Origin of the sequence: Mycobacterium sp. (genome assembly GCF_032159765.1) — a bacterium.
Classification (GTDB): domain Bacteria; phylum Actinomycetota; class Actinomycetes; order Mycobacteriales; family Mycobacteriaceae; genus Mycobacterium.
Window position 1 is genome coordinate 1 of the sequence record NZ_JAVHWM010000043.1, and the last position, 19,565, is coordinate 19,565.

18 protein-coding genes and 1 pseudogene are annotated in these 19,565 nt (G+C 67.7%); 2 read left to right on the top strand and 17 right to left on the bottom strand.

What is annotated here, in order from left to right:
* The 4 genes from QOH60_RS04800 to QOH60_RS04815 form a co-directional block, all read right to left on the bottom strand.
* On the bottom strand, positions 1 to 299 hold a 299-nt coding region (locus tag QOH60_RS04800), incomplete at its 3' end, for a methionyl-tRNA formyltransferase (RefSeq protein ID WP_526417655.1).
* A 56-nt stretch (positions 300 to 355) separates the two neighbouring features.
* Positions 356 to 2,302, bottom strand: coding sequence for a primosomal protein N' (locus QOH60_RS04805; protein WP_526417657.1), 1,947 nt, complete (start codon positions 2,300 to 2,302; stop codon positions 356 to 358).
* A gap of 56 nt (positions 2,303 to 2,358) precedes the next feature.
* Positions 2,359 to 2,997, bottom strand: a complete 639-nt coding sequence (locus tag QOH60_RS04810; RefSeq protein WP_526417659.1) for a VWA domain-containing protein — start codon at positions 2,995 to 2,997, stop codon at positions 2,359 to 2,361.
* Entirely contained in the window at positions 2,994 to 3,764 is a 771-nt protein-coding gene (locus tag QOH60_RS04815) for a lysoplasmalogenase family protein (RefSeq protein ID WP_526417696.1), read from the bottom strand. The genes QOH60_RS04810 and QOH60_RS04815 overlap by 4 nt, the downstream gene beginning before the upstream one ends.
* 116 nt (positions 3,765 to 3,880) lie before the next feature.
* Here QOH60_RS04815 and QOH60_RS04820 point away from each other — a divergent pair, with 116 nt between their 5' ends.
* Entirely contained in the window at positions 3,881 to 5,368 is a 1,488-nt protein-coding gene (locus QOH60_RS04820) for a flavin-containing monooxygenase (protein ID WP_526417661.1), read from the top strand.
* 76 nt (positions 5,369 to 5,444) lie between these two features.
* On the opposite strand, the gene metK is transcribed toward QOH60_RS04820, so the two are convergent.
* From metK to mihF, 5 genes are all read right to left on the bottom strand, one after another.
* Positions 5,445 to 6,656, bottom strand: coding sequence for a methionine adenosyltransferase (gene metK, locus QOH60_RS04825; protein ID WP_526417663.1), 1,212 nt, complete (start codon positions 6,654 to 6,656; stop codon positions 5,445 to 5,447).
* Positions 6,657 to 6,745: 89 nt separating this feature from the next.
* Positions 6,746 to 7,999 (bottom strand): bifunctional phosphopantothenoylcysteine decarboxylase/phosphopantothenate--cysteine ligase CoaBC, encoded by a 1,254-nt coding sequence (coaBC, locus tag QOH60_RS04830; protein WP_526417665.1) that lies wholly within the window; start codon positions 7,997 to 7,999, stop codon positions 6,746 to 6,748.
* Positions 8,000 to 8,011: 12 nt separating this feature from the next.
* On the bottom strand, positions 8,012 to 8,311 hold the full coding sequence (gene rpoZ, locus QOH60_RS04835) for a DNA-directed RNA polymerase subunit omega (RefSeq protein ID WP_526417698.1): 300 nt from the start codon (positions 8,309 to 8,311) through the stop codon (positions 8,012 to 8,014).
* A 67-nt stretch (positions 8,312 to 8,378) separates the two neighbouring features.
* Positions 8,379 to 8,987, bottom strand: coding sequence for a guanylate kinase (gene gmk, locus QOH60_RS04840; RefSeq protein WP_526417667.1), 609 nt, complete (start codon positions 8,985 to 8,987; stop codon positions 8,379 to 8,381).
* A gap of 25 nt (positions 8,988 to 9,012) precedes the next feature.
* Entirely contained in the window at positions 9,013 to 9,324 is a 312-nt protein-coding gene (gene mihF / locus QOH60_RS04845; protein ID WP_526417669.1) for an integration host factor, actinobacterial type, read from the bottom strand.
* Between the two features lie 389 nt (positions 9,325 to 9,713).
* Between mihF and QOH60_RS04850 the strand changes: the two are divergent.
* Positions 9,714 to 9,962: pseudogene (locus tag QOH60_RS04850) on the top strand (DUF4345 family protein); the annotation flags it as partial.
* Positions 9,963 to 10,186: 224 nt separating this feature from the next.
* Here the strand turns inward: QOH60_RS04850 and QOH60_RS04855 are convergent.
* From QOH60_RS04855 to pyrR, 8 genes are read right to left on the bottom strand one after another with little or no spacing between them, the layout of a single operon-like run.
* Positions 10,187 to 10,675: a hypothetical protein gene (locus QOH60_RS04855; RefSeq protein WP_526417702.1), complete on the bottom strand. Its 489-nt coding sequence runs from the start codon at positions 10,673 to 10,675 to the stop codon at positions 10,187 to 10,189.
* The gene (pyrF, locus tag QOH60_RS04860) at positions 10,672 to 11,496 is read right to left on the bottom strand and encodes an orotidine-5'-phosphate decarboxylase (protein ID WP_526417670.1); all 825 of its coding nucleotides are present in this window, start codon (positions 11,494 to 11,496) and stop codon (positions 10,672 to 10,674) included. Before pyrF ends, QOH60_RS04855 begins: the two co-directional genes overlap by 4 nt.
* 35 nt (positions 11,497 to 11,531) lie before the next feature.
* On the bottom strand, positions 11,532 to 14,879 hold the full coding sequence (gene carB, locus QOH60_RS04865) for a carbamoyl-phosphate synthase large subunit (RefSeq protein ID WP_526417672.1): 3,348 nt from the start codon (positions 14,877 to 14,879) through the stop codon (positions 11,532 to 11,534).
* Positions 14,879 to 15,997: a glutamine-hydrolyzing carbamoyl-phosphate synthase small subunit gene (gene carA / locus QOH60_RS04870; protein ID WP_526417674.1), complete on the bottom strand. Its 1,119-nt coding sequence runs from the start codon at positions 15,995 to 15,997 to the stop codon at positions 14,879 to 14,881. The genes carB and carA overlap by 1 nt, the downstream gene beginning before the upstream one ends.
* On the bottom strand, positions 15,994 to 16,551 hold the full coding sequence (locus QOH60_RS04875; protein ID WP_526417676.1) for a PH-like domain-containing protein: 558 nt from the start codon (positions 16,549 to 16,551) through the stop codon (positions 15,994 to 15,996). Before QOH60_RS04875 ends, carA begins: the two co-directional genes overlap by 4 nt.
* Positions 16,548 to 17,840 carry a dihydroorotase gene (locus tag QOH60_RS04880; RefSeq protein ID WP_526417678.1) on the bottom strand — a complete coding sequence of 431 codons (1,293 nt, stop codon included), beginning with the start codon at positions 17,838 to 17,840 and terminating at the stop codon, positions 16,548 to 16,550. Before QOH60_RS04880 ends, QOH60_RS04875 begins: the two co-directional genes overlap by 4 nt.
* Complete coding sequence (locus QOH60_RS04885) at positions 17,837 to 18,790, bottom strand: aspartate carbamoyltransferase catalytic subunit (protein WP_526417680.1); 954 nt, start codon at positions 18,788 to 18,790, stop codon at positions 17,837 to 17,839. The genes QOH60_RS04880 and QOH60_RS04885 overlap by 4 nt, the downstream gene beginning before the upstream one ends.
* Entirely contained in the window at positions 18,787 to 19,356 is a 570-nt protein-coding gene (pyrR, locus tag QOH60_RS04890) for a bifunctional pyr operon transcriptional regulator/uracil phosphoribosyltransferase PyrR (RefSeq protein ID WP_526417682.1), read from the bottom strand. The genes QOH60_RS04885 and pyrR overlap by 4 nt, the downstream gene beginning before the upstream one ends.
* Between the last annotated feature and the right edge of the window lie 209 nt (positions 19,357 to 19,565).

The window sequence follows — 19,565 nt, forward strand, 5'->3', positions numbered from 1 at the left end:
GGGACGGCGATCAGGCCATCCTTCAGCAGTGCGCCATAGGCAACCACCGGGCAGCAGTCCGGCGACAGTGCGGCAAGCTCGGCGACGAATTCCTCCGAATTCGGCCGCTGCGGCATGAGCACCGGAATGCCCTCGTCACGCGCGAGCCGCGCGACGGGTGACGATGTTTGCTTCGCGCCCCGCCCCGAGGGAGCGTCGGGTCGGGTCACCACCGCGACCACGTCGTGACGCGGCGACGCGATCAGCCGGCGAAGCGCCGGAAGCGCGGGTTCCGGCGTTCCGGCGAAGACGATGCGCACCGCAGCAGTCTAGGAAGGCGGCGCTGGCGCGCCCACCGCGGATCGCGCCTACGTGCCTAACCGATGTGCAACGGGTCGATCTGGATGCGAACCGCCTCAGGATCATGCCGGGCGGACATCACGCCGACGGCCCGGCGCAGGACCGCTGCAAGCGCCAAGCCCTGGTCGCGACGAACGCGCACAAGCATTCTCGCCACGCGCTCGCCGTCCTTGGCGCCCGCGGGCCGCCGCGCGCCCGCTGGCAGGTCGACAGGTCCGAGCAGCTCCGCGCCGTCGGGCAGGGCGACTTGGTCAAGGAGCGCAGCCACCGAAGGCGACGGTCCGTCCAGGGCGGCGATGTGCACCGCCGGCGGTAGCCCGACCTCCGCGCGTGCGTCGAACTCGGCTTCGGCGTGGCCGACCGGGTCCCAGCGGATCAACGCCTGCACGGTCGGGATCGCCGAATCGGCGACGACCACGACCACCCCGCCGTCGCTGCGACTCTTGACCAGTGCCGACGCGGCCATCCACCGGCGCAGCGTGTCTTCGGTCGCGCGCAGGTCCTGACGGCCGAGCAGCGCCCAGCTGTCCAGGAGAAGCGCGGCGCCGTACCCGCGTGGGGCGCACGGCTCGGCGCCCGGAGTCGCAACGACGACCGCCGGCGCGCCGTCGACCTCGCGAACGATGTCGTCGCCGCCCGACGTGATGACCAACGCGCCGGGAAACGCGCGACCCAGCTCCTCGGCGGTGCGCCGGGCCCCGACGACGACGGCGCGCACCGACTCCGCGCCGCACCGGGCGCATTTCAGCGCGGCGTCGCCGCGGCCGCACCACCGGCACTCCGCCCCTGCGGATTTCGCGTCGGGCAGCGACAGCGGGCCGGTGCAGTGCCGGCAGCGCGCGATCGCGCGGCATCGCGAACACGCCAGCGCAGGCACATATCCGCGGCGCGGAACCTGGACCAACACCGGGCAGCCCGCGTCGAGCGCTGTCCGCGCCGCTCCGAGAGCGACAGACGGCAACCGCGCAGTGTGGGCGGCGGGATCGCGCGCCTCGGCGTAGCCACTGTCGTCGAGCGCGACGACGCGCGGCGCACGTGCGCGCATCACTCGCCGGGGTGCGACCAGATCGTGCGCCCAGCCGCTACGCACCAGTGCCTGTGCTTCCGCGGTCCTGGCGTAGCCACCGATCAGCGCGGCGCACCGAAGCTGATGAGCCCGCAGCATCGCGACCTCGCGGGCGTGCGGGTAGGGCGTGCGCGGTTCGGCGAGCGTGTCGTCACCGTCGTCCCAGACCACCACCAGCCCGAGGTCGGCGACAGGGGCGAACACTGCGCTGCGGGTTCCGATGACGACACGGGCATCGCCACGCAGCACAGCGAGCCAGCGCCGGTACCGTTCAGCCGGCCCGAGGCCGGCGGACAGCGCGACCACCGAACGCGGATCGACCAGCTGCACACTCTGCGCCAGCAGCCGGTCGACGTCGCTTTGATCGGGCACGACCATCAACACCCCGCGCCCGGCTCCGACGCCCACAGCCGCTGCCTCGACAAGCCGGGCCGGCCACTGCTCGCCGGGCAGCGCCTGCCACACCGCGCGGGCAGCGCGGGATTCGGCTACCGCGCTCAGGAAGGGCTCGCCGCGCTGGTATTCGTTCCAGCCCCCTCGGTCGACCGCGGCCGCGGCCGTGGCCAGGTGAGGTTGCCGGACTTCACGTTCCACGCGTGCGTGCCGAGGCGGCACCGCAAGCCGCAACACGTCCGCGCGCGTGCCCGCGTAGCGGGAAGCGACCGCTTCGGCCAGCCGCCACACGTCGCGCGTCAGCACGGGTTCCGGCGACACCACCTTGTCGATCCAGCCCAGCTCGCCGACATGGTCGGTGTCCGACCGTCGTTCGAGCACGAACCCGTCGACCAAACGGCCGTGGAAGCGCACCCGGGCCCGGACTCCCGGCTGCGCGTCGTCGGATTGCTCGGCGGTGACGAGATAGTCGAACTCCCGGTCGAGATGCGGCACCGACAGCATGGGCAGCACCCGAGCGATGGGCTCCAGCTCGGCGGGCTGACGGGTCGGGATGGCTATCAGTTGCCGCTTGAGCGTTTCCGCTCAGAGTCGGTGAAGCTGACCTTGGATCCCTTCGGGCTGGAGCGCTTCCTGTTCATCCAATCCGACATCGAACCCCACGACCCTGACACGCCAGCGGACGACGCCGCGTACGTCATCGACCTGTCGGCCGAGAAGCCCATCTGCCGGCCGACATCCACCGCGTCCATGTTGGCGCCCAGGAACACGAAATCCCAGCTGTACTTCTCTTCCTGTTGCGAGATCAGCTGCTGGACAGACTCTTTGGTCCACTCGTGGCTGGCATTCTCGTGACCGTCGGTGAGAACCACGACCGTCACCGAGCCTGGCCGCTGGTCTTCGGGCACTGCGGCGAGGCCGCTTCCGACGTCGGAGATGAACCGGCCGATCGCGTCCAGCAGGGCGGTGCTGCCCCGCGGGTCAAGCGCGAGCGGTGGCACGTCGGCGATGGCCTGGTTCTGGTACACCATCTCGTACTCGTCATCGAACTGTGCCAGCGTGACCACGGTGGAACCGCTCTCGCCGCGTTGCTTGGCGATGAACGCGTCGAATCCACCGCGGGTGTCGTCCGCGATCACCTGCATCGATCCGGAACGGTCGAGCAGCGCGGCGATGAGTGTCAGGTCGGGATTGGTCATTGGTCCTCCTCCTTGAGGTCCCCGTCTTTGGGGCCTGGGCGCTCCGATGCCGGCTCTGATGCCTCATCGGTGGCTGTGTCACCACGGTAACCGGGCGCGACGACAGACCGCCCGAAATAAAAACCTGCGGTGATGAGCAGCTGAGACATCGCGTAAGCCCACCAGATCGGCACCGCGAGCGCGTCGGATCCCAAGATGAACTGATCGATGCCGATCATCGCGTCGGACACGGCGAAACACACCGCTCCCGCCGCGGTCCACACCGTGGGCAACCGGGCCAGCAAGGCCGCGCACACCATCGCGCACAGCACGCCGATGTACACCGTGACGGGCACCTTCAGGTGGGCCGGGAGGTGTGGCCAGAACCAGACGAGCAGCGCGACGCAGAATGCGCACACTACGGCGACGGCGACGAGTCGCCACCGGGATCGGGCTGCCAGTGGCGCCAGTGCGCCGAGGTAGCACAGATGGGCGATCAGAAACGCGCCGAGGCCCCCGACGAACGACGGCTCCCACCATGGAATCGCAAGCAGGAAATCGCCGATGGCGGAGAACGCCAGCGCGGGCATCAGCCACCGTCGCTCCCGCACGATCGGGTGCACCGCCGCGGCGAACGCCAACAGAGCCGCCATCAGCGCCTTGGTCACTGGCTGCCCGACCCAGATGCCCGTCAGCGGCTCGCCGGGCGCGGATTGCAGTGCCACGACCGTCAAGAACACCCCGTAGGCGATACCGACCCAGCCCGCCGCGACCCACACCCCGGCCATTAACCGCGGGGTGTTGGTCGTGCTCGCGTCTGGTTTGACCTCCGCCGATCCCGCCCCGTTGGCCGCCATCCTGAAGAAGCTACTCGGCGACCGCCGGGCGCTGTTTACAGTGAGGCATGGGCACCGCAACCGCACCGGACTATCAGACAGCGATCGTCGGCGCCGGGTTCTCCGGGATCGGGGCCGCGATCAAACTCGACGAGGCCGGTTTGCACTCGTACGTCGTCATCGAGGCCGGCGACGGGCCCGGCGGCACATGGCACTGGAATCGCTATCCCGGTGTTGCCGTTGATATCCCGTCGTTCTCTTACCAGTTCTCGTTCGAACAGCGGCCGGACTGGTCACGGACGTACGCCCATGGGAACGAACTGCGGGCATACGCCGAATTGCTCGCTGACAAGTACGGCGTTCGCCCGAAGATCAGGTTCAATACGAAGGTGCTCGACGCCACGTTCGACGAGGAAAACGATTGGTGGCGGCTGAGACTGGATTCCGGCGACGACGTCACCGCACGTTTCGTCATCAACGCCGGCGGCGTGCTGACGACGCCGAAGCTGCCGGACATTGCGGGGGTCGACGGCTTCGACGGCGTGACGATTCACACGGCCCGCTGGGACCACAGCCAGGACCTCACCGGTAAGCGGGTCGCGATCATCGGAACGGGCGCGTCCGCAGTGCAGGTGATTCCCGAAATCGCGCCTATCGTCGAGCATTTGACCGTCTTTCAGCGCACGCCGATCTGGTGTCTGCCCAAGATGGACGTGGCGCTGCCGAGGATTGCGCGGTTGGCGATGCGGGTGCCTGGCGGCATGGCGCTGCAGCGGTGGCTCAGCCAGGCCTATGTGGAGCTGACGTTCCCGTTGACGGCGCAATATCACACCAGGTTGAAGCTCGCGAAGCGCGGCGAAGCGATGGGAAGGGCGTTCCTGCGCAAGCAGGTTCACGATCCTGTGGTGCGGGACAAACTCACGCCGCGCTACGCCGTGGGGTGCAAGCGTCCTGGATTCCACAACACCTACCTCGCGACGTACAACCGCGACAACGTCGACCTCGTCACCGATCCGATCGACAAGATCACCCCCTCCGGGGTGGCCACCGTCCAGGGCGACATGCACGAGGTCGACGTACTGATTCTCGCGACGGGGTTCAAGGTGATGGATGTCGACAGCCTCACCTACGAGATCACCGGCCGCGACGGCCTGACGATGAGCCGGTTCTGGAGGGAAAATCGCCTACAGGCGTACGAGGGCGTAAGCCTGCCGGGCTTCCCCAACTTCTTCACCGTCGCCGGGCCGTACGGATTCAACGGGGCGTCCTTCTTCGCGTTCATCGAGACGCAGACCCACCACATCGTCCGTTGTCTGAAACACACTGTGCACCAAGCTAAGAGACGCGTCGAGGTCTCCGAGGAGGCCAACGCGCGTTACTTCGCGGAGTGCATGCGCAAGCGGCACACGCAGATCTTCTGGCAGGACACCTGCAGCCTGGCGAACAGCTACTATTTCGACTCGCACGGCGACGTGCCGTTGCGACGCGCGACGACACTGGAGACGATCTGGCGCAGCCGACGGTTCCCGTTGGAGGACTACGAGTTCAGCGCCTAGGCATGGCCGCCGAACGTCGATTACCCGTCGAGATTTCGCGCAGAAATCGACGGGTAATCGACGTTCGCGCGGAAATCTAGACCGAGGCTTTGAGGTCGTCGACCTTGTCGAGCCGCTCCCACGGCAGGTCGATGTCGGTGCGCCCGAAGTGCCCGTAGGCGGCGGTCTGCGCGTAGATCGGTCGCAGAAGGTCCAGGTCTCGGATGATGGCACCCGGCCGCAGGTCGAAGACCGAGGTGATGGCTTTCTCGATGCGGGCGGGGTCGACGGTCTCGGTGCCGAACGTCTCGACGAACAGGCCCACCGGGGCCGCCTTGCCGATTGCGTAGGCGACCTGGACCTCGACGCGCTCCGCCAGCCCCGCTGCGACCACGTTCTTTGCCACCCAGCGCATCGCGTACGCCGCTGAGCGGTCGACCTTGGACGGATCCTTGCCGGAGAACGCTCCGCCACCGTGGCGGGCCCAGCCGCCGTACGTGTCGACGATGATCTTGCGGCCGGTCAGGCCGGCGTCGCCCATCGGGCCGCCCAGCACGAACTTGCCGGTCGGATTGACCAGCAACCGGTAGTCGGAGGTGTCCATGGAATCGTGCGCCAGGTCGTCGAGGACGGTGTTGACGACCTTCTCGCGGATATCGGGCGCGAGGGTGGCTTCCAGGTCGACGCCGTCGGCGTGCTGGGTGGACAGCACGACCGTGTCGAGCCTCATCGGCGTGTTGCCGTCGTATTGCACCGTGACCTGCGTCTTGCCGTCGGGGCGCAGGTAGTCGAGCACTCCGCTCTTGCGGACCTCCGTGAGCCGGCGCGACAGCCGATGGGCCAGCGCGATCGGCAGCGGCATCAGCTCCGGGGTGTCCTTGATCGCGTAGCCGAACATCAAGCCCTGGTCGCCGGCCCCCTGCGCGTCCAGCGGGTCCTGTTCGCCCTCGACACGCGTCTCATAGGCGGTGTCGACGCCCTGCGCGATATCGGGCGACTGAGCGCCGATGCCGATGTTCACGCCGCAGGAGGCGCCGTCGAAGCCCTTGTCTGACGAGTCGTAGCCGATCTCGAGGATGCGGTCGCGCACGGTCTTGGTGATGTCCGCGAAAGCCTCCTTGGCCGTGGTCGTGACCTCGCCGACGACATGCACCTGGCCCGTCGTCACCAGGGTCTCGACTGCCACCCGGGAGCGGGGGTCGTCAGCAATCAGGGCGTCGAGCACCGAGTCGCTGATCGCATCGCAGATCTTGTCGGGATGCCCCTCGGTCACCGACTCACTGGTGAACAGCCGACCTGATTGGCTCACGGTCTTTTCCTCTCGATGCTAGATACTTAGATAGGCGAATCATATCGCCGACGTCTGGCCGCCCCTCAGCGCCCGCCGGCTGCCACGTCCTAGGCGTCAGCCCGTCCGTGCAGGAACGTCGCGATCGCGTCCACGATACGGCTGGCCATCATCGTCTTCGTGCCGTGCTCCAGAGCGGACTCCGTGCCGTCGGAGGTCAGCAACCAGCCGTCGTTGCTGTCGACCTCGAACGCGCGACCGTCGCCGACCGCGTTCACCACGAGCAAATCGCAGCCCTTGCGGGCCAGCTTGGCGCGGGCGTAGTCGAGCACGGTGCCGTTCGCGTCGCCGGTCTCGGCGGCGAAGCCGACGATCGCGCGCATGTTGGGCAGCAGTCCGTCCGCCCTCGCCCGCACGGCACCTGCCAGCACGTCATCGGTGCGGACCAGGTCAATCGTCGGCGCATCCACGCTGGCGTCGGGGCTTTTCTTGATCTTGCTCGCGAACATCTGCGCGGGCCGGAAGTCGGCGACGGCCGCGGCCATCACCAGCACGTGCGCGTCGGGCGCGTGCTTGGACACGGCGTCACCCAGCTGCTCCGCCGAACTGGCGTGGACGACGTGCACGCCGGCCGGATCGGCGAGCCCTGCGGTGTGGGCCGCGATCAGCGTGACGTCGGCACCGCGCTGGGCCGCGACCCGCGCCACCGCGTAGCCCTGCTTGCCTGAACTGCGGTTGCCGATGAAGCGCACCGGGTCGATCGCCTCGCGGGTGCCGCCGGCCGTCACCAGCATCTTGCATCCCGCCATGTCGTATGGCAGGGCGTCGCCACGGTCCAGCAGAAGCTCTGCGAGCGTGGTGATCTCCTCGGGCTCGGGCAGCCGTCCGGCGCCCGAATCAGCTCCTGTGAGACGTCCTGACGCCGGTTCGAGGACGGCGGCGCCGCGGCGGCGCAGGGTGGCGACATTGTCGACCGTCGCGGGGTGCAACCACATCTCGGTGTGCATCGCCGGGGCGAACAGCACCGGGCAGCGCGCGGTCAGCAGCGTGGCGGTTAGCAGATCATCGGCGCGGCCGTGAGCGGCCCGGGCGATCACATCGGCGGTCGCCGGCGCGACCACAACGAGATCGGCCTGCTTGCCGATCTGCACATGGGGCACCTCGGGCACGTCCTCGAACACACCGGTGTGCACGGGCTGGCCGGACAGCGCCTCAAACGTGGCGGCGCCGACGAATTGCAGCGCGGACTGAGTCGGAATGACGCGGACGGAGTGACCGGCCTCGACGAGCTGACGGACGAGTGAGCAGGCCTTGTAGGCCGCGATTCCGCCGGAGACTCCGACGACGATCCGCTTGGCGCTCATGGCGGGTCGAGATTACTCGCCCTCGGTGTGCTCGAGCAGGTCGCCGTGGATCTCGCGCAGCGCGATCGAGAGCGGCTTTTCCTGCAGGCCCGGCTCGACGAGCGGCCCGACGTACTCGAGGATGCCTTCGCCGAGCTGGTTGTAGTAATCGTTGATCTGCCGCGCCCGCTTGGCCGCGTAGATGACCAGCGCATACTTGCTCGACACCCGCTCCAGCAACTCGTCGATCGGCGGATTGGTGATACCGAGCGGGGTGTCGTACGCGCCGGCTTCGGGGGACACGTCGGGCACGCCGACCAGTGTCGAGCCCAGCGCGGCGTCGTGGGAAGTGCTCACGAAGACTGTCTCCTAGAAAAGAGTTCGGGGTTATCCGGGTTGATCACGCCAGGTCCGGCGCTGCCTCACCAAATGCGGTCGTCCCCAGTAAGGCTACCAATTCAGTGCACGCCGATTCCAATTCGGCGTTCACGACGACCGCGTCGAAGTCGTGCTGAGCTTCGAGTTCCTCGCGAGCCGTGGCCAGCCGGCGCGCCATCACCTCGGCGCTCTCGGTGCCACGGCCCGCCAGGCGGGTCTCTAGAGCCTGCCAGCTCGGCGGGGCCAGGAACACCGTGAACACCTCGGGCATCGCCCGTTTGATGGCCCGCGCGCCGGCCAGGTCGACTTCGATCAGGACCGGACGACCAGCACGGGTCGCGTCGTGCACGGGCCGCGCTGGTGTGCCCGAGCGGTGCAGACCGCTGTGGATCTCGGCCCACTCGAGCAGGGCGCCGTCGTCGATCAGCTGCTGAAACTCGTCGGGGCTGACGAAGTGGTAGTCGACGCCATCCGTCTCGCCCGGCCGCGGCGCCCGCGTCGTCGCGGAGACGCTGAAGTACAGGTCAGCGACGCGATCACGCAGGCAGCGGACAACTGAAGACTTCCCGACGGCTGAGGGACCGGACAGCACGACAACGCGGGCGCTCTGCTCTTCGCCCGAGAGGCTCATCGCCCGCCCGGCCCCTCGCCAGGGGTCAGCTGAACTTTTCCAGCAGGGCCTTGCGCTGGCGATCGCCCAGGCCGCGCAGGCGGCGGGTGGGAGCGATTTCCAGCTCGGTCATGATTTCCTGCGCCTTGACCTTGCCGACCTTGGGCAGCGCCTCAAGCAGCGCGGAAACCTTCATCTTGCCGAGGACCTCGTTGGTCTCGGCGTCCTTGAGCACCTGCGTGAGGTTGGTGCCGCCTCGCTTGAGCCGATCCTTGAGTTCGGCCCGGGCCCGACGAGCGGCAGCAGCCTTCTCCAACGCCGCCGCGCGCTGCTCGTCAGTCAACTGGGGAAGGGCCACGATTCCTCCGTCTCATCACCATCGAATATTTCTCTAGCCAGGGGTAAACCGGCCAGCGACGACGACCGTACCCACGCTGCCCGACGATTGCGAACCCCACCCCCTGCTTCTGGGCGCAAAACGCCAGCGTGTCGCCTCCGCGCATGACCGCACCGGGAGCCTGAACCGAGCGCTCGACAGCCGCGCTGCGGCGTGCCATCCGGCGTAAAAGCGCAGCGTAGGAAGCACTTTCGCCGGCGACGCCGGCAGTCATGCAGCTGTGCTCAGGCGCTGTCGGGCAGCCGGTGATGTTTCACATAAGAAAAACCCCAGGAAATTGGCAGTTTCGGCATGTTGGGCGTGTCGGAAGCGATCTTCCGATCAACTACAACGCGTAGTAGACTGTGTTCATGGGCCTTCGGCGGGCGTTTCAGGGCTTCCTCGTCGCGTTCGGCGTGATTTCGATCGGAATTGCGCTGGTGCACCTGGCTGTGGGCCCCGAGGCGATCATCGGCGGCAGCCCGGCGAATGCGACGTCTGACGGCGAGGACAGGTTCTACGCAGGGATTTTCGCCGCATTTGGTGCGGCCCTGCTCTGGTGTGCTCGCGACGTGGAGCGCAAACAGGCGTACGTCAACGCGCTGGCCGGCGCATTCCTCGTCGGTGGGATCGGCCGGCTCATCTCGCTGGTCGTCGTCGGGGCCGCCGCACCCGTTCTTCGTCGCGATGCTCGGGCTCGAGCTGGTGCTTCCGGTGCTCATGGTGCTGGTGGGGAGGCGGGTGGCAGCCCAGGCCGTCGCGATTTCGCCGAGCGTGAAATCTGGGCTGTGATCCGCCGCGCGTTGCACGACCCTGGGTTCACTTTCGGCAAGCACCGACTGCGTCAGCGCTTGATTTCGACCAGCAGCACCCAGGCGTTCGCGGTCGACGCCACGAGGCTCGTTGCCGCGGACGCGGTTATCCAGTACAGACCGCCGCCGCGCTCGAACCACAACGAGATGCCGCCGACGATCAGCAACGCCGTCGGAATGCCCAGAAGCGCAAGCGAATAGAGCGTTTTCGAGGAACCACGTCCGCCCCGCTGGCGCAATGCGGCCACTACGGCACCGGCGGTCATGAGCACGCCGACGGCACCGATTTCCAGGCCGACAGCCTGGGCAGTTTGTCCTGGGGTCGCCAAGAAGAGGGTGACGAGCACGATTGCGATGAGCAGAGCGAGTGTCGCGGCAGCGCGTGCCGGCAGCGCGGGGTACGTGAGCACTTCAGTGAGGTTCATTGACAGCCCCACAAACAGCAGGCCGGCCAGCGCCGCGGCGCCGCCGCCGACTGTCTGGGCGAAATCGGACCAGGCGGCGACGTCGTACGCGTTCACGATTGCCCCAAGTAAGCGACGGCGTCGCGCATCTGCTCTGCCGCCGCGCGCAGCTTCGCGACGTGTGGTCCGGCACGCAACACCTCCCGCGACACCGACGGCAGCAGCTGGCCGGGCTTGGCGCCGCCCAGGCCGGCGAGCGCGTCCGGCCGTCCACCCTGGGCGCCGATCCCCGGGACCAGGACGGGCCCGTTGAGACCGCCCAATTCCGGGACGTCGCGCAGCGTGGCGCCGACGACGACGCCGACGGACCCGGGCTCCGGCAGGGCGTCGCGGTTGACGACGGCCGCCGCGTCGACGATCGATTGCGCCACTGTCCGCCCACCAGCGTCGGCCCGCTGAACGTCGGCACCCTCCGGGTTCGACGTCGCGGCCAGCACGAACGCCCCCCGCCCGTTCGCTGCCGCAACCTCCAGCAGTGGGCCCAGCGAGCCGAACCCCAGGTATGGCGAGACGGTCACGGCGTCCGCGGCCAGCGGTGAGTCCGCAACCCATGCGGCGGCGTAGGCCGACATCGTCGACCCGATGTCCCCGCGCTTCGCGTCGGCGAGCACCAGGACGCCGGCCTCGCGCAGCCCGGCGATGGTGCGCTCGAGGACCGCGAAGCCAGCAGACCCGTACGCCTCGAAGAACGCCACCTGCGGCTTGACCACAGCGAAGCCCGCGAACGCCTCGACGCAGGCGTCGCTGAACCGGGCGAGTCCGTACGCGTCTTCCGGCAGGTCCCACGACCGCAGCAGCTCGGGGTGGGCATCGATGCCCAGGCACAGCGGCCCGCGCCGCCGCGTCGCGTCGTCCAGCCGGGCGCCGAAGCTGATCACCGCTCTTTGCTCTTCGCGCAAGCGCTCATCACCGTCTAGTGCCTGCCATTGCTGAGCGTGCTGTGCAGCTCCTGCAGCGACATCACCCCGATGTCACCGCGGATGCCGGCCTCGATGCCCTGCACGGCCGCCGACGCACCCTGTACCGTTGTCACGCACGGAATGTTCATCGACACTGCCGCGGAACGGATTTCGTATCCGTCGATGCGTGGTCCGTAGTTGCCGTACGGGGTGTTGATCACCATGTCCACCTCCCCGGCCTTGATCGCGTCGACGGCCGACAGCTTGGGCCGGTCCTCACTGGGCGGCTCGAAGTGCTTGCGCACCTCGTCACATGGAATTCCGTTGCGCCGCAACATCTCCGCGGTGCCCGCCGTCGCCAGCACCCGGAACCCCAGGTCGGCCAGCCGCTTCACGGGGAACACCAGCGACCGCTTGTCGCGGTTGGCCACCGACACGAACACCGTGCCGTGGCTGGGGAGTGAGCCATACGCCGCTGTCTGGCTCTTGGCGAACGCGCTGCCGAAGTCGTGATCGATGCCCATCACCTCGCCAGTGGATTTCATCTCCGGTCCCAGCAGCGAGTCCACACCCGATCCGTCCGCCCGACGGAATCGGTTGAACGGCAGCACCGCCTCCTTGACCGCGATGGGCGCATCTGCCGCCACTGTGGCGCCGTCTCCGGTGCGCGCCAGAACACCTTCTTCGCGGAGCTGGGTGATGCTGGCGCCCAGCATGATCCGCGCGCACGCCTTGGCCAGTGGCACAGCGGTGGCTTTGGAGACGAACGGCACGGTCCGGCTCGCGCGCGGGTTGGCCTCCAGGACGTACAGGACGTCGTCCTTCAGCGCGTACTGCACGTTCAGCAAGCCGACGACGCCGATCCCGAAGGCGATCGCTTCTGTGGAATGGCGGACCTTCTCGATGTCACTGCGGCCCAACGTCACTGGCGGCAGCGCGCAGGCCGAGTCGCCGGAGTGAATGCCCGCTTCCTCGATGTGCTCCATGATTCCGCCGATGTAGACCTCCGCGCCGTCGCACAGCGCGTCGACGTCGATCTCGATCGCGTCCTCCAGGAACCGGTCCACCAGCACCGGATGTTCAGGCGACAACTCAGTGGCGCGGGTGATGTAGCCGTGCAGCGTCTCGTCGTCGTAGACAATCTCCATGCCGCGTCCGCCGAGGACGTACGACGGACGCACGAGCACGGGATAGCCGATTTCTGCCGCGATCTTTCGGGCGTGCTCGAAGCTGGTGGCGGTGCCGTACTTGGGTGCGGGCAGCCCGGCGTCGCTGAGCACCTCGCCGAACACGCCGCGGTCCTCGGCCGAGTTGATGGCCTTCGGGCTGGTGCCGACGATCGGCACTCCCGCGTCCTCGAGCCGCTGCGCCAGGCCGAGCGGGGTCTGGCCGCCGAGTTGCACGATCACTCCCTGGACACCGGGACCGCCTGCGCCCGAAGCGGATTCGGCGTAATACACCTCGAGCACATCCTCGAACGTCAGCGGCTCGAAATACAGGCGGTCGGCGGTGTCGTAATCGGTGGAGACGGTCTCGGGGTTGCAGTTGACCATGACGGTCTCGAAGCCGGCCTGACTCAATGTGGTTGCCGCGTGCACACAGCTGTAGTCGAACTCGATGCCCTGCCCGATCCTGTTCGGCCCTGACCCGAGAATGAGCACCTTCGGCCTTGTGGTCTGCGGTGCGACTTCGGTCTCGGCGGCGGCGTCGAGTTCGTAGCTGCTGTAGTGGTACGGCGTCGTCGCCTCGAACTCCGCGGCGCAGGTGTCGACGGTCTTGTACACAGGATGGATGCCGAGCCGGTTGCGCAGTGCGCGCACTCCGACCTCGCCAGCCAATTCCGGCCGCAGAGAGGCGATCTGGCGATCCGAAAGCCCGCTGTGCTTGGCGTGGCGCAGCAGGTCGGCGTCGAGCACCGGCGCGTCGATCAGTTCGGTTCGCAGTGACGTGAGGCCGGAGATCTGCTCGACGAACCACGGGTCGACCCGCGAGGCTTCCGACACCTGTTCCACCGACGCACCGAGCCGCAGCGCCAACTCGATGTCGTAAAGCCTGCCTTCGCCGGGCGTCTTCAGGCGTTCCAAAGCTCCCTCGACGCCGCCGTCTGGATCCGGGCCCGTCCAGAACCCGGCCTTGGTGGTTTCCAGGGACCGCATCACCTTGCCAAGGGCCTCGATGAAGTTGCGGCCCAACGACATTGCCTCACCAACTGACTTCATCGTGGTGGTCAACGTGGGGTCCGCGCCTGGGAACTTCTCGAAAGCGAACCGCGGCGCCTTCACCACGACGTAGTCGAGGGTGGGCTCGAAGCAGGCAGGGGTCTCTTTGGTGATGTCGTTGAGAATCTCGTCGAGCGTGTAGCCGATCGCCAGCTTCGCTGCGATCTTCGCGATCGGGAAGCCGGTGGCCTTCGACGCCAGCGCACTCGACCGCGACACGCGCGGATTCATCTCGATCACGATCAGCCGGCCGTCGGTGGGGTCGACTGCGAACTGGATGTTGCACCCGCCTGTGTCGACGCCGACTTCGCGCAGGATCGCGATGCCCAGATCGCGCATCTTCTGGTACTCGCGGTCGGTCAGCGTCATCGCCGGCGCGACCGTGACGGAGTCGCCGGTGTGTACGCCCATCGGGTCGAGGTTCTCGATCGAACAGACGACGACGACGTTGTCGTGGCCGTCGCGCATCAGCTCGAGTTCGAATTCCTTCCAGCCGAATATCGATTCCTCGATCAGCACGTTGGCGCTCGGCGACGCGGCGAGCCCGTCGCCGGCCATCCGGCGGACCTCCTCGACGCTATGGGCCATCCCCGAGCCGAGACCGCCCATCGTGAAGGACGGCCTGACCACGACCGGCAGGCCCAGTTCCTCGACCGTTTCGGTGACTTCCTCCATCGTGAAACACACCCGGGAGCGCGCTGATTCGCCGCCGACTTTGGCGACGATGTCCTTGAACCGCTGGCGGTCCTCGCCGCGCTGGATCGCGTCGAAGTCGGCGCCGATCAGCTCCACCCCGTAGCGCTCGAGCGCGCCGTTCTCGTAGAGAGCGACAGCGGTGTTCAGCGCGGTCTGCCCGCCCAGCGTGGCCAACAACGCGTCGATCTTGTTGCCGCGCTCGGCTTGCTGCTTGATGACGCGCTCGACGAACGCCGGGGTGATCGGCTCAATGTAGGTATGGTCGGCGAACTCCGGGTCGGTCATGATCGTCGCCGGGTTGGAGTTGACGAGGCTGACCTGCAGCCCCTCGGCGCGCAACACCCGGCAGGCCTGCGTTCCCGAGTAGTCGAATTCACAGGCCTGCCCGATGACGATCGGCCCCGACCCGATGACCAGCACGTGGTTGAGGTCAGTGCGCCGCGGCATTAGCGCTCTCCCGACATCAGGTCGACGAACTGGTCGAACAGGTAGTTCGCATCGTGGGGCCCAGCGGCCGCCTCCGGATGGTATTGCACTGAGAATGCCTGTCCGTCAATGAGTTTGATGCCCTCGACGACGCCGTCATTGGCGCAGGTGTGGCTGACGACGGCGGCCCCGAATTCCGTGTCGAACCTCTCCCCCGCCTCACCCTCGAGCGCGAACCCGTGATTTTGGGCCGTGACCGCCACGCGGCCGGTGGCGTGGTCGATCACCGGGATGTTGATGCCCCGATGCCCGAACGTCATCTTGTAGGTCGACCGGCCCAGCGCGCGGCCGAGGATCTGGTTGCCGAAACAGATGCCGAACAACGGAATTCCGGCTCCGATCACCTCGCGGGTGACGCCGACGACATGGTCGGCGGTGGCGGGATCGCCCGGACCGTTCGACAGGAACACGCCGTCAGGCTTCAGGTCGGCGATCTGTTCGAACGTCACCGATGACGGCAGCACGTGACTGCGGATACCGCGGCGGGCGAAGTTGCGCGGCGTGTTCGTCTTGATACCGAGATCGAGTGCGGCGACCGTAAACCTATGCGCACCTTCGGGTTCAACGATATAGCCGTCGTCGGTGCTCACCTCGCCAGCCAGATCGGCGCCGAGCATGGGTGCCTGTCCGCGGACCCGCTGCAGCAGGGTGTCGGCGTCGGGGAGAACATCACCTGAGAAGATGCCCGCCTTCATCGAGCCGCGCGTGCGCAGGTGGCGGACCACCGCGCGGGTGTCGATCCCCGCGATGCCGACGATCCCCTGGCGGACGAGTTCGTCGTCGAGAGTGCCGGTGGCGCGCCAGTTCGACGCTCGCGGTGACGGGTCGCGCACCGCGTAGCCCGCGACCCAGATTCTGTCGCCGCGGCTTTCGGCGTCCTCGTGGTTCCAGCCGGTGTTGCCGATCTGCGGCGCGGTCGCGACGACGATCTGGCGGTGATAGCTCGGGTCGGTGAGTGTCTCCTGGTACCCGGACATCCCGGTCGAAAACACTGCCTCGCCGAGCGTTTCGCCGACTGCGCCGAACGGTGTCCCGGTGAATACCCGGCCGTCTTCTAAGACCAGCGCCGCCTTGCTCACGTCGTCTCTCCCGTGTTGTCGCTCCTCGCGTCCGCGTCGTTGTCGCTCCTCGCGTCCGCGTCCTTCTTCAGCCACTCCGTGTATCTGCCTCGGTCGTCGCCGCGGAACCCCGTGTCGATCTCCGTTCCCGAGGGCAGCCGCCACCGGATCGCAAGGATGCCGTCCGGCGGGACGACCTTGCCGGCGAGACCGGGCTCGGTTCGGATCGCAGAGATGGATTCCTGCGGGATCCAGATCGGGTCGGCACCGCTGCGTTTCACCACGATGCCTTCGGGATGGCGGGTCAGGACGGCCTTGCTGCGGGATCCGAGATCCCCCACCATGATTCGATCCAGCCAGCGCGGCGCCAGCGTGCTGCCGACATACAGGCCGGAGGTCGGCGCGACGATCGGCGGCCCGACGGTGTCGGGCAGCGCCGGTAGACGTCCAATCAGCTCCGCCTGCTGCCGCGCCCGGCGCAGCATGCCTCGAAATACCCCGCGAATCGCCAGACCTGCCACGAGCGCAAGCAGTGCCGCCACGGCTAGGGAGGCGATGAGCGTAGGAGTGTTCATGCGGGACATTTCCCGTCCCGCGCAGTCACCTTGCCACGCAACATCGTCGCCGTGACGGTGGCCGGCAGTGTCATCGACTCGTAAGGAGTGTTGTCCGATCGGCTCGCAAGGTCGGAGCCGCGCACCGTCCACGTCGCGTCGGGATCGACGACGATCAGGTTGGCGGGCTCGCCGACCTCGAGCGGACGCCCCTGGTCGGGCAAACCGGCGATGCGCGCTGGGTTCTCGCTCAGTATCCGGGCCACGTCGCGCCACGTCAGAAGCCCCGGCTCGAGCATCGTCCGCACCACCACCGAGAGCGCCGTCTGCAGTCCGAGCATGCCAGGGCGTGCGTTCGCGAACTCGCAGACCTTCTCGTGCTCCGCATGCGGCGCGTGGTCGGTGGCCACGCAGTCGATCACGCCGTCGACGAGGGCCTGCCGCAACGCCTCGGCATCGGAGGCTTCACGCAGCGGCGGGTTCACCCGGTTGCGGCCGTCGTATGACGTCAGTCGGGTGTCGTCGAGCAGTAGGTGGTGCGGGGTCACCTCGGCGGTGATCGAAATACCCTGCGCCTTGGCCCATCTGAGGATCTCGACGGTGCCGGCTGTGGATGCGTGGCAGATGTGTACCCGCGCTCCCGCGTCGCGCGCCAGCAGTGCGTCGCGAGCCACGATCGACTCCTCGGCGGCACGCGGCCAACCGGATAGCCCCAGCAGCGCAGCGTTGGGCCCCTCGTGTGCGATGGCGCCTACGGTCAGCCGCGGCTCCTCGGCATGCTGGGCGATGAGCACCCCGAGCCCGGTTGCATATTCCAGCGCCCGGCGCATGACCATCGGATCGTGCACACACACGCCGTCGTCGGAGAAGATCCGCACCTGGCCCGCACCGGCATTCATCAGTCCCATCTCGGTGAGCTGCCTACCCTCCAGCCCCACAGTGACGGCGCCGACCGGGTGGACGTCGACGAGCCCGACCTGCTGCCCGCGCTGCCACACATGGTCGGTGACGACGGGGCTGTCGGCGACCGGATTGGTGTTCGCCATCGCGAAGACCGCGGTGTAGCCGCCCAATGCCGCTGCTGCCGAACCGGTTTCGATGTCTTCCGCATACTCGCGGCCAGGCTCGCGCAGATGTGTGTGCAGGTCGACGAACCCCGGCAGCAGCACCTGCCCGGTCGCGTCGATCACGTCGGCGTCTTCGGGTACCTCGAGGCGAGAACCGATCTCGGCGATCTGGCCGTCATCGACGAGCACGTCGACCTGGTCGCCTTCGCCGTAGCGCCGCACGGCGCGAATCAGCACGCTCATGCGGTGACCGCCACGTCCGAGCCGACCAGCAGGTGGAACAGCACCGCCATCCGCACGTGCACGCCGTTGGAAACCTGCTGCAGCACAGCGGATTGCGGCGAATCCGCCACCGAGAAGGAGATCTCCATGCCGCGCACCATGGGACCTGGATGCAGCACCACTGCATGACCGGGAAGCAGCGCCTGCCGCCGCTCGGAAAGGCCGTAAAGGATCGAGTACTCCCGCGCGGACGGGAAGAAGCCGCCAGTCATCCGCTCGGCCTGCACGCGAAGCATCAACACCGCGTCGGCGGCCGGCAATTCGGCATCGAGGTCGTGGGAAACCGTCACCGGCCAGCCGCTCACACCGACCGGCAGAAGCGTGGGTGGTGCTACGAGCACGACTTCGGCTCCGAGCGTGTGCAGCAGCAGCACGTTGGACCGTGCCACGCGACTGTGCAGAACATCGCCGACGATCACCACGCGCCTGCCCTCGATGCCGCCGAGCCGCTGCCGCAGGGTCAGCGCATCCAGCAGCGCCTGCGTCGGATGCTCGTGGGTGCCGTCGCCGGCGTTGATGACAGCAGGACCGCCCCCGTCATCGGTGGCCGTCCAGTCGGCGAGCTGCTGCGCCGCCCCCGAAGCCGAGTGCCGGATGATCAGCGCGTCGGCGCCGGCGGCCCGCAATGTCAAGGCGGTGTCGCGCAGCGACTCTCCCTTACTCACCGACGAACCCGTCGCGCTGACGTTGATCACGTCGGCACTCATCCACTTGCCGGCCACTTCGAACGACACCCGGGTGCGGGTGGAGTTCTCGTAGAACATCGTGATGATCGTGCGGCCGCGCAGCGTTGGGAGCTTCTTGACCTCGCGGCCGAGCAGCGCCTGGGCGAAGTGATCGGCGTCGTCGAGGATGGCCGTCGCGTCGTCGCGGCTCAGGTCGCCCGCGGAAAGGAGGTGTCGGGGAGTCATCGCACTGGACCTCCGTGGGATGCAATCTTCACGCCGTCGTACCCGTCGTGTTCAGTCAGCCGCACCTTGACGTTGTCACTGCGGGAGGTGGGCACATTCTTGCCGACATAGTCGGCGCGCAGCGGCAATTCGCGGTGGCCGCGGTCGACGAACACGGCGAGCTGCACTGCTCGCGGCCTGCCGACGTCGCGCAGGGCGTCGAGTGCGGCGCGCACCGTGCGCCCCGAGTACAGGACGTCGTCGACGAGCACCACGACCGTGTCGTCCACGCCGCCGTCCGGAATGGTCGTCTCAGCCAGCGCGCGTGGGGGTTTGAAGTTGAGGTCGTCCCGATACAGCGTGATGTCCAGGGCGCCGTGCGGCACCGTCATCCCGGAGAACTCCTGGATCTTCTCCGCGAGCCGCGCGGCCAGCGCGACCCCGCGGGTGGGAATGCCGAGCAGGATCACGCGAGGCGCATCGGCGCCGTCGAGCGCGGTCTTCTCGATGATCTGATGAGCGATGCGGGAAACGGTCCTACCGACGTCCGCAGCGGACATCAGCTCCCGGTCGGCGGTATCGCCCATATGCGACCTGGACCTCCTTCTCCGCCTCTCGGGACGGATCGTTAAAGGACGCCAAACTCACGGGAGCCTACCACCGAGCGTGTCGGGGAGCGGACATCAGCACGCCGTGAACACACGCTCTCGGGTGGTGCACACCTTCGCGAACGTGGCCGGATCCTTCTGGTTGGCGTCCGCCGTCAGGGTGGCACCACGGGGCAATATCACCCGAG

Excerpts from the sequence above, each read along its gene's own strand:
- QOH60_RS04805 (WP_526417657.1), bottom strand. The coding sequence starts at position 2,302 with ATGCTGTCGGTGCCGCATCTCGACCGGGAGTTCGACTATCTCGTCACC.
- QOH60_RS04885 (WP_526417680.1), bottom strand. The coding sequence starts at position 18,790 with ATGACTCCCCGACACCTCCTTTCCGCGGGCGACCTGAGCCGCGACGAC.
- gmk (WP_526417667.1), bottom strand. The coding sequence starts at position 8,987 with ATGAGCCTCTCGGGCGAAGAGCAGAGCGCCCGCGTTGTCGTGCTGTCC.
- pyrR (WP_526417682.1), bottom strand. The coding sequence starts at position 19,356 with ATGGGCGATACCGCCGACCGGGAGCTGATGTCCGCTGCGGACGTCGGT.
- carB (WP_526417672.1), bottom strand. The coding sequence starts at position 14,879 with ATGCCGCGGCGCACTGACCTCAACCACGTGCTGGTCATCGGGTCGGGG.
- coaBC (WP_526417665.1), bottom strand. The coding sequence starts at position 7,999 with ATGAGCGCCAAGCGGATCGTCGTCGGAGTCTCCGGCGGAATCGCGGCC.
- QOH60_RS04810 (WP_526417659.1), bottom strand. The coding sequence starts at position 2,997 with ATGACCAATCCCGACCTGACACTCATCGCCGCGCTGCTCGACCGTTCC.
- QOH60_RS04875 (WP_526417676.1), bottom strand. The coding sequence starts at position 16,551 with ATGAACACTCCTACGCTCATCGCCTCCCTAGCCGTGGCGGCACTGCTT.
- QOH60_RS04815 (WP_526417696.1), bottom strand. The coding sequence starts at position 3,764 with ATGGCCGGGGTGTGGGTCGCGGCGGGCTGGGTCGGTATCGCCTACGGG.
- QOH60_RS04880 (WP_526417678.1), bottom strand. The coding sequence starts at position 17,840 with ATGAGCGTGCTGATTCGCGCCGTGCGGCGCTACGGCGAAGGCGACCAG.
- QOH60_RS04820 (WP_526417661.1), top strand. The coding sequence starts at position 3,881 with ATGGGCACCGCAACCGCACCGGACTATCAGACAGCGATCGTCGGCGCC.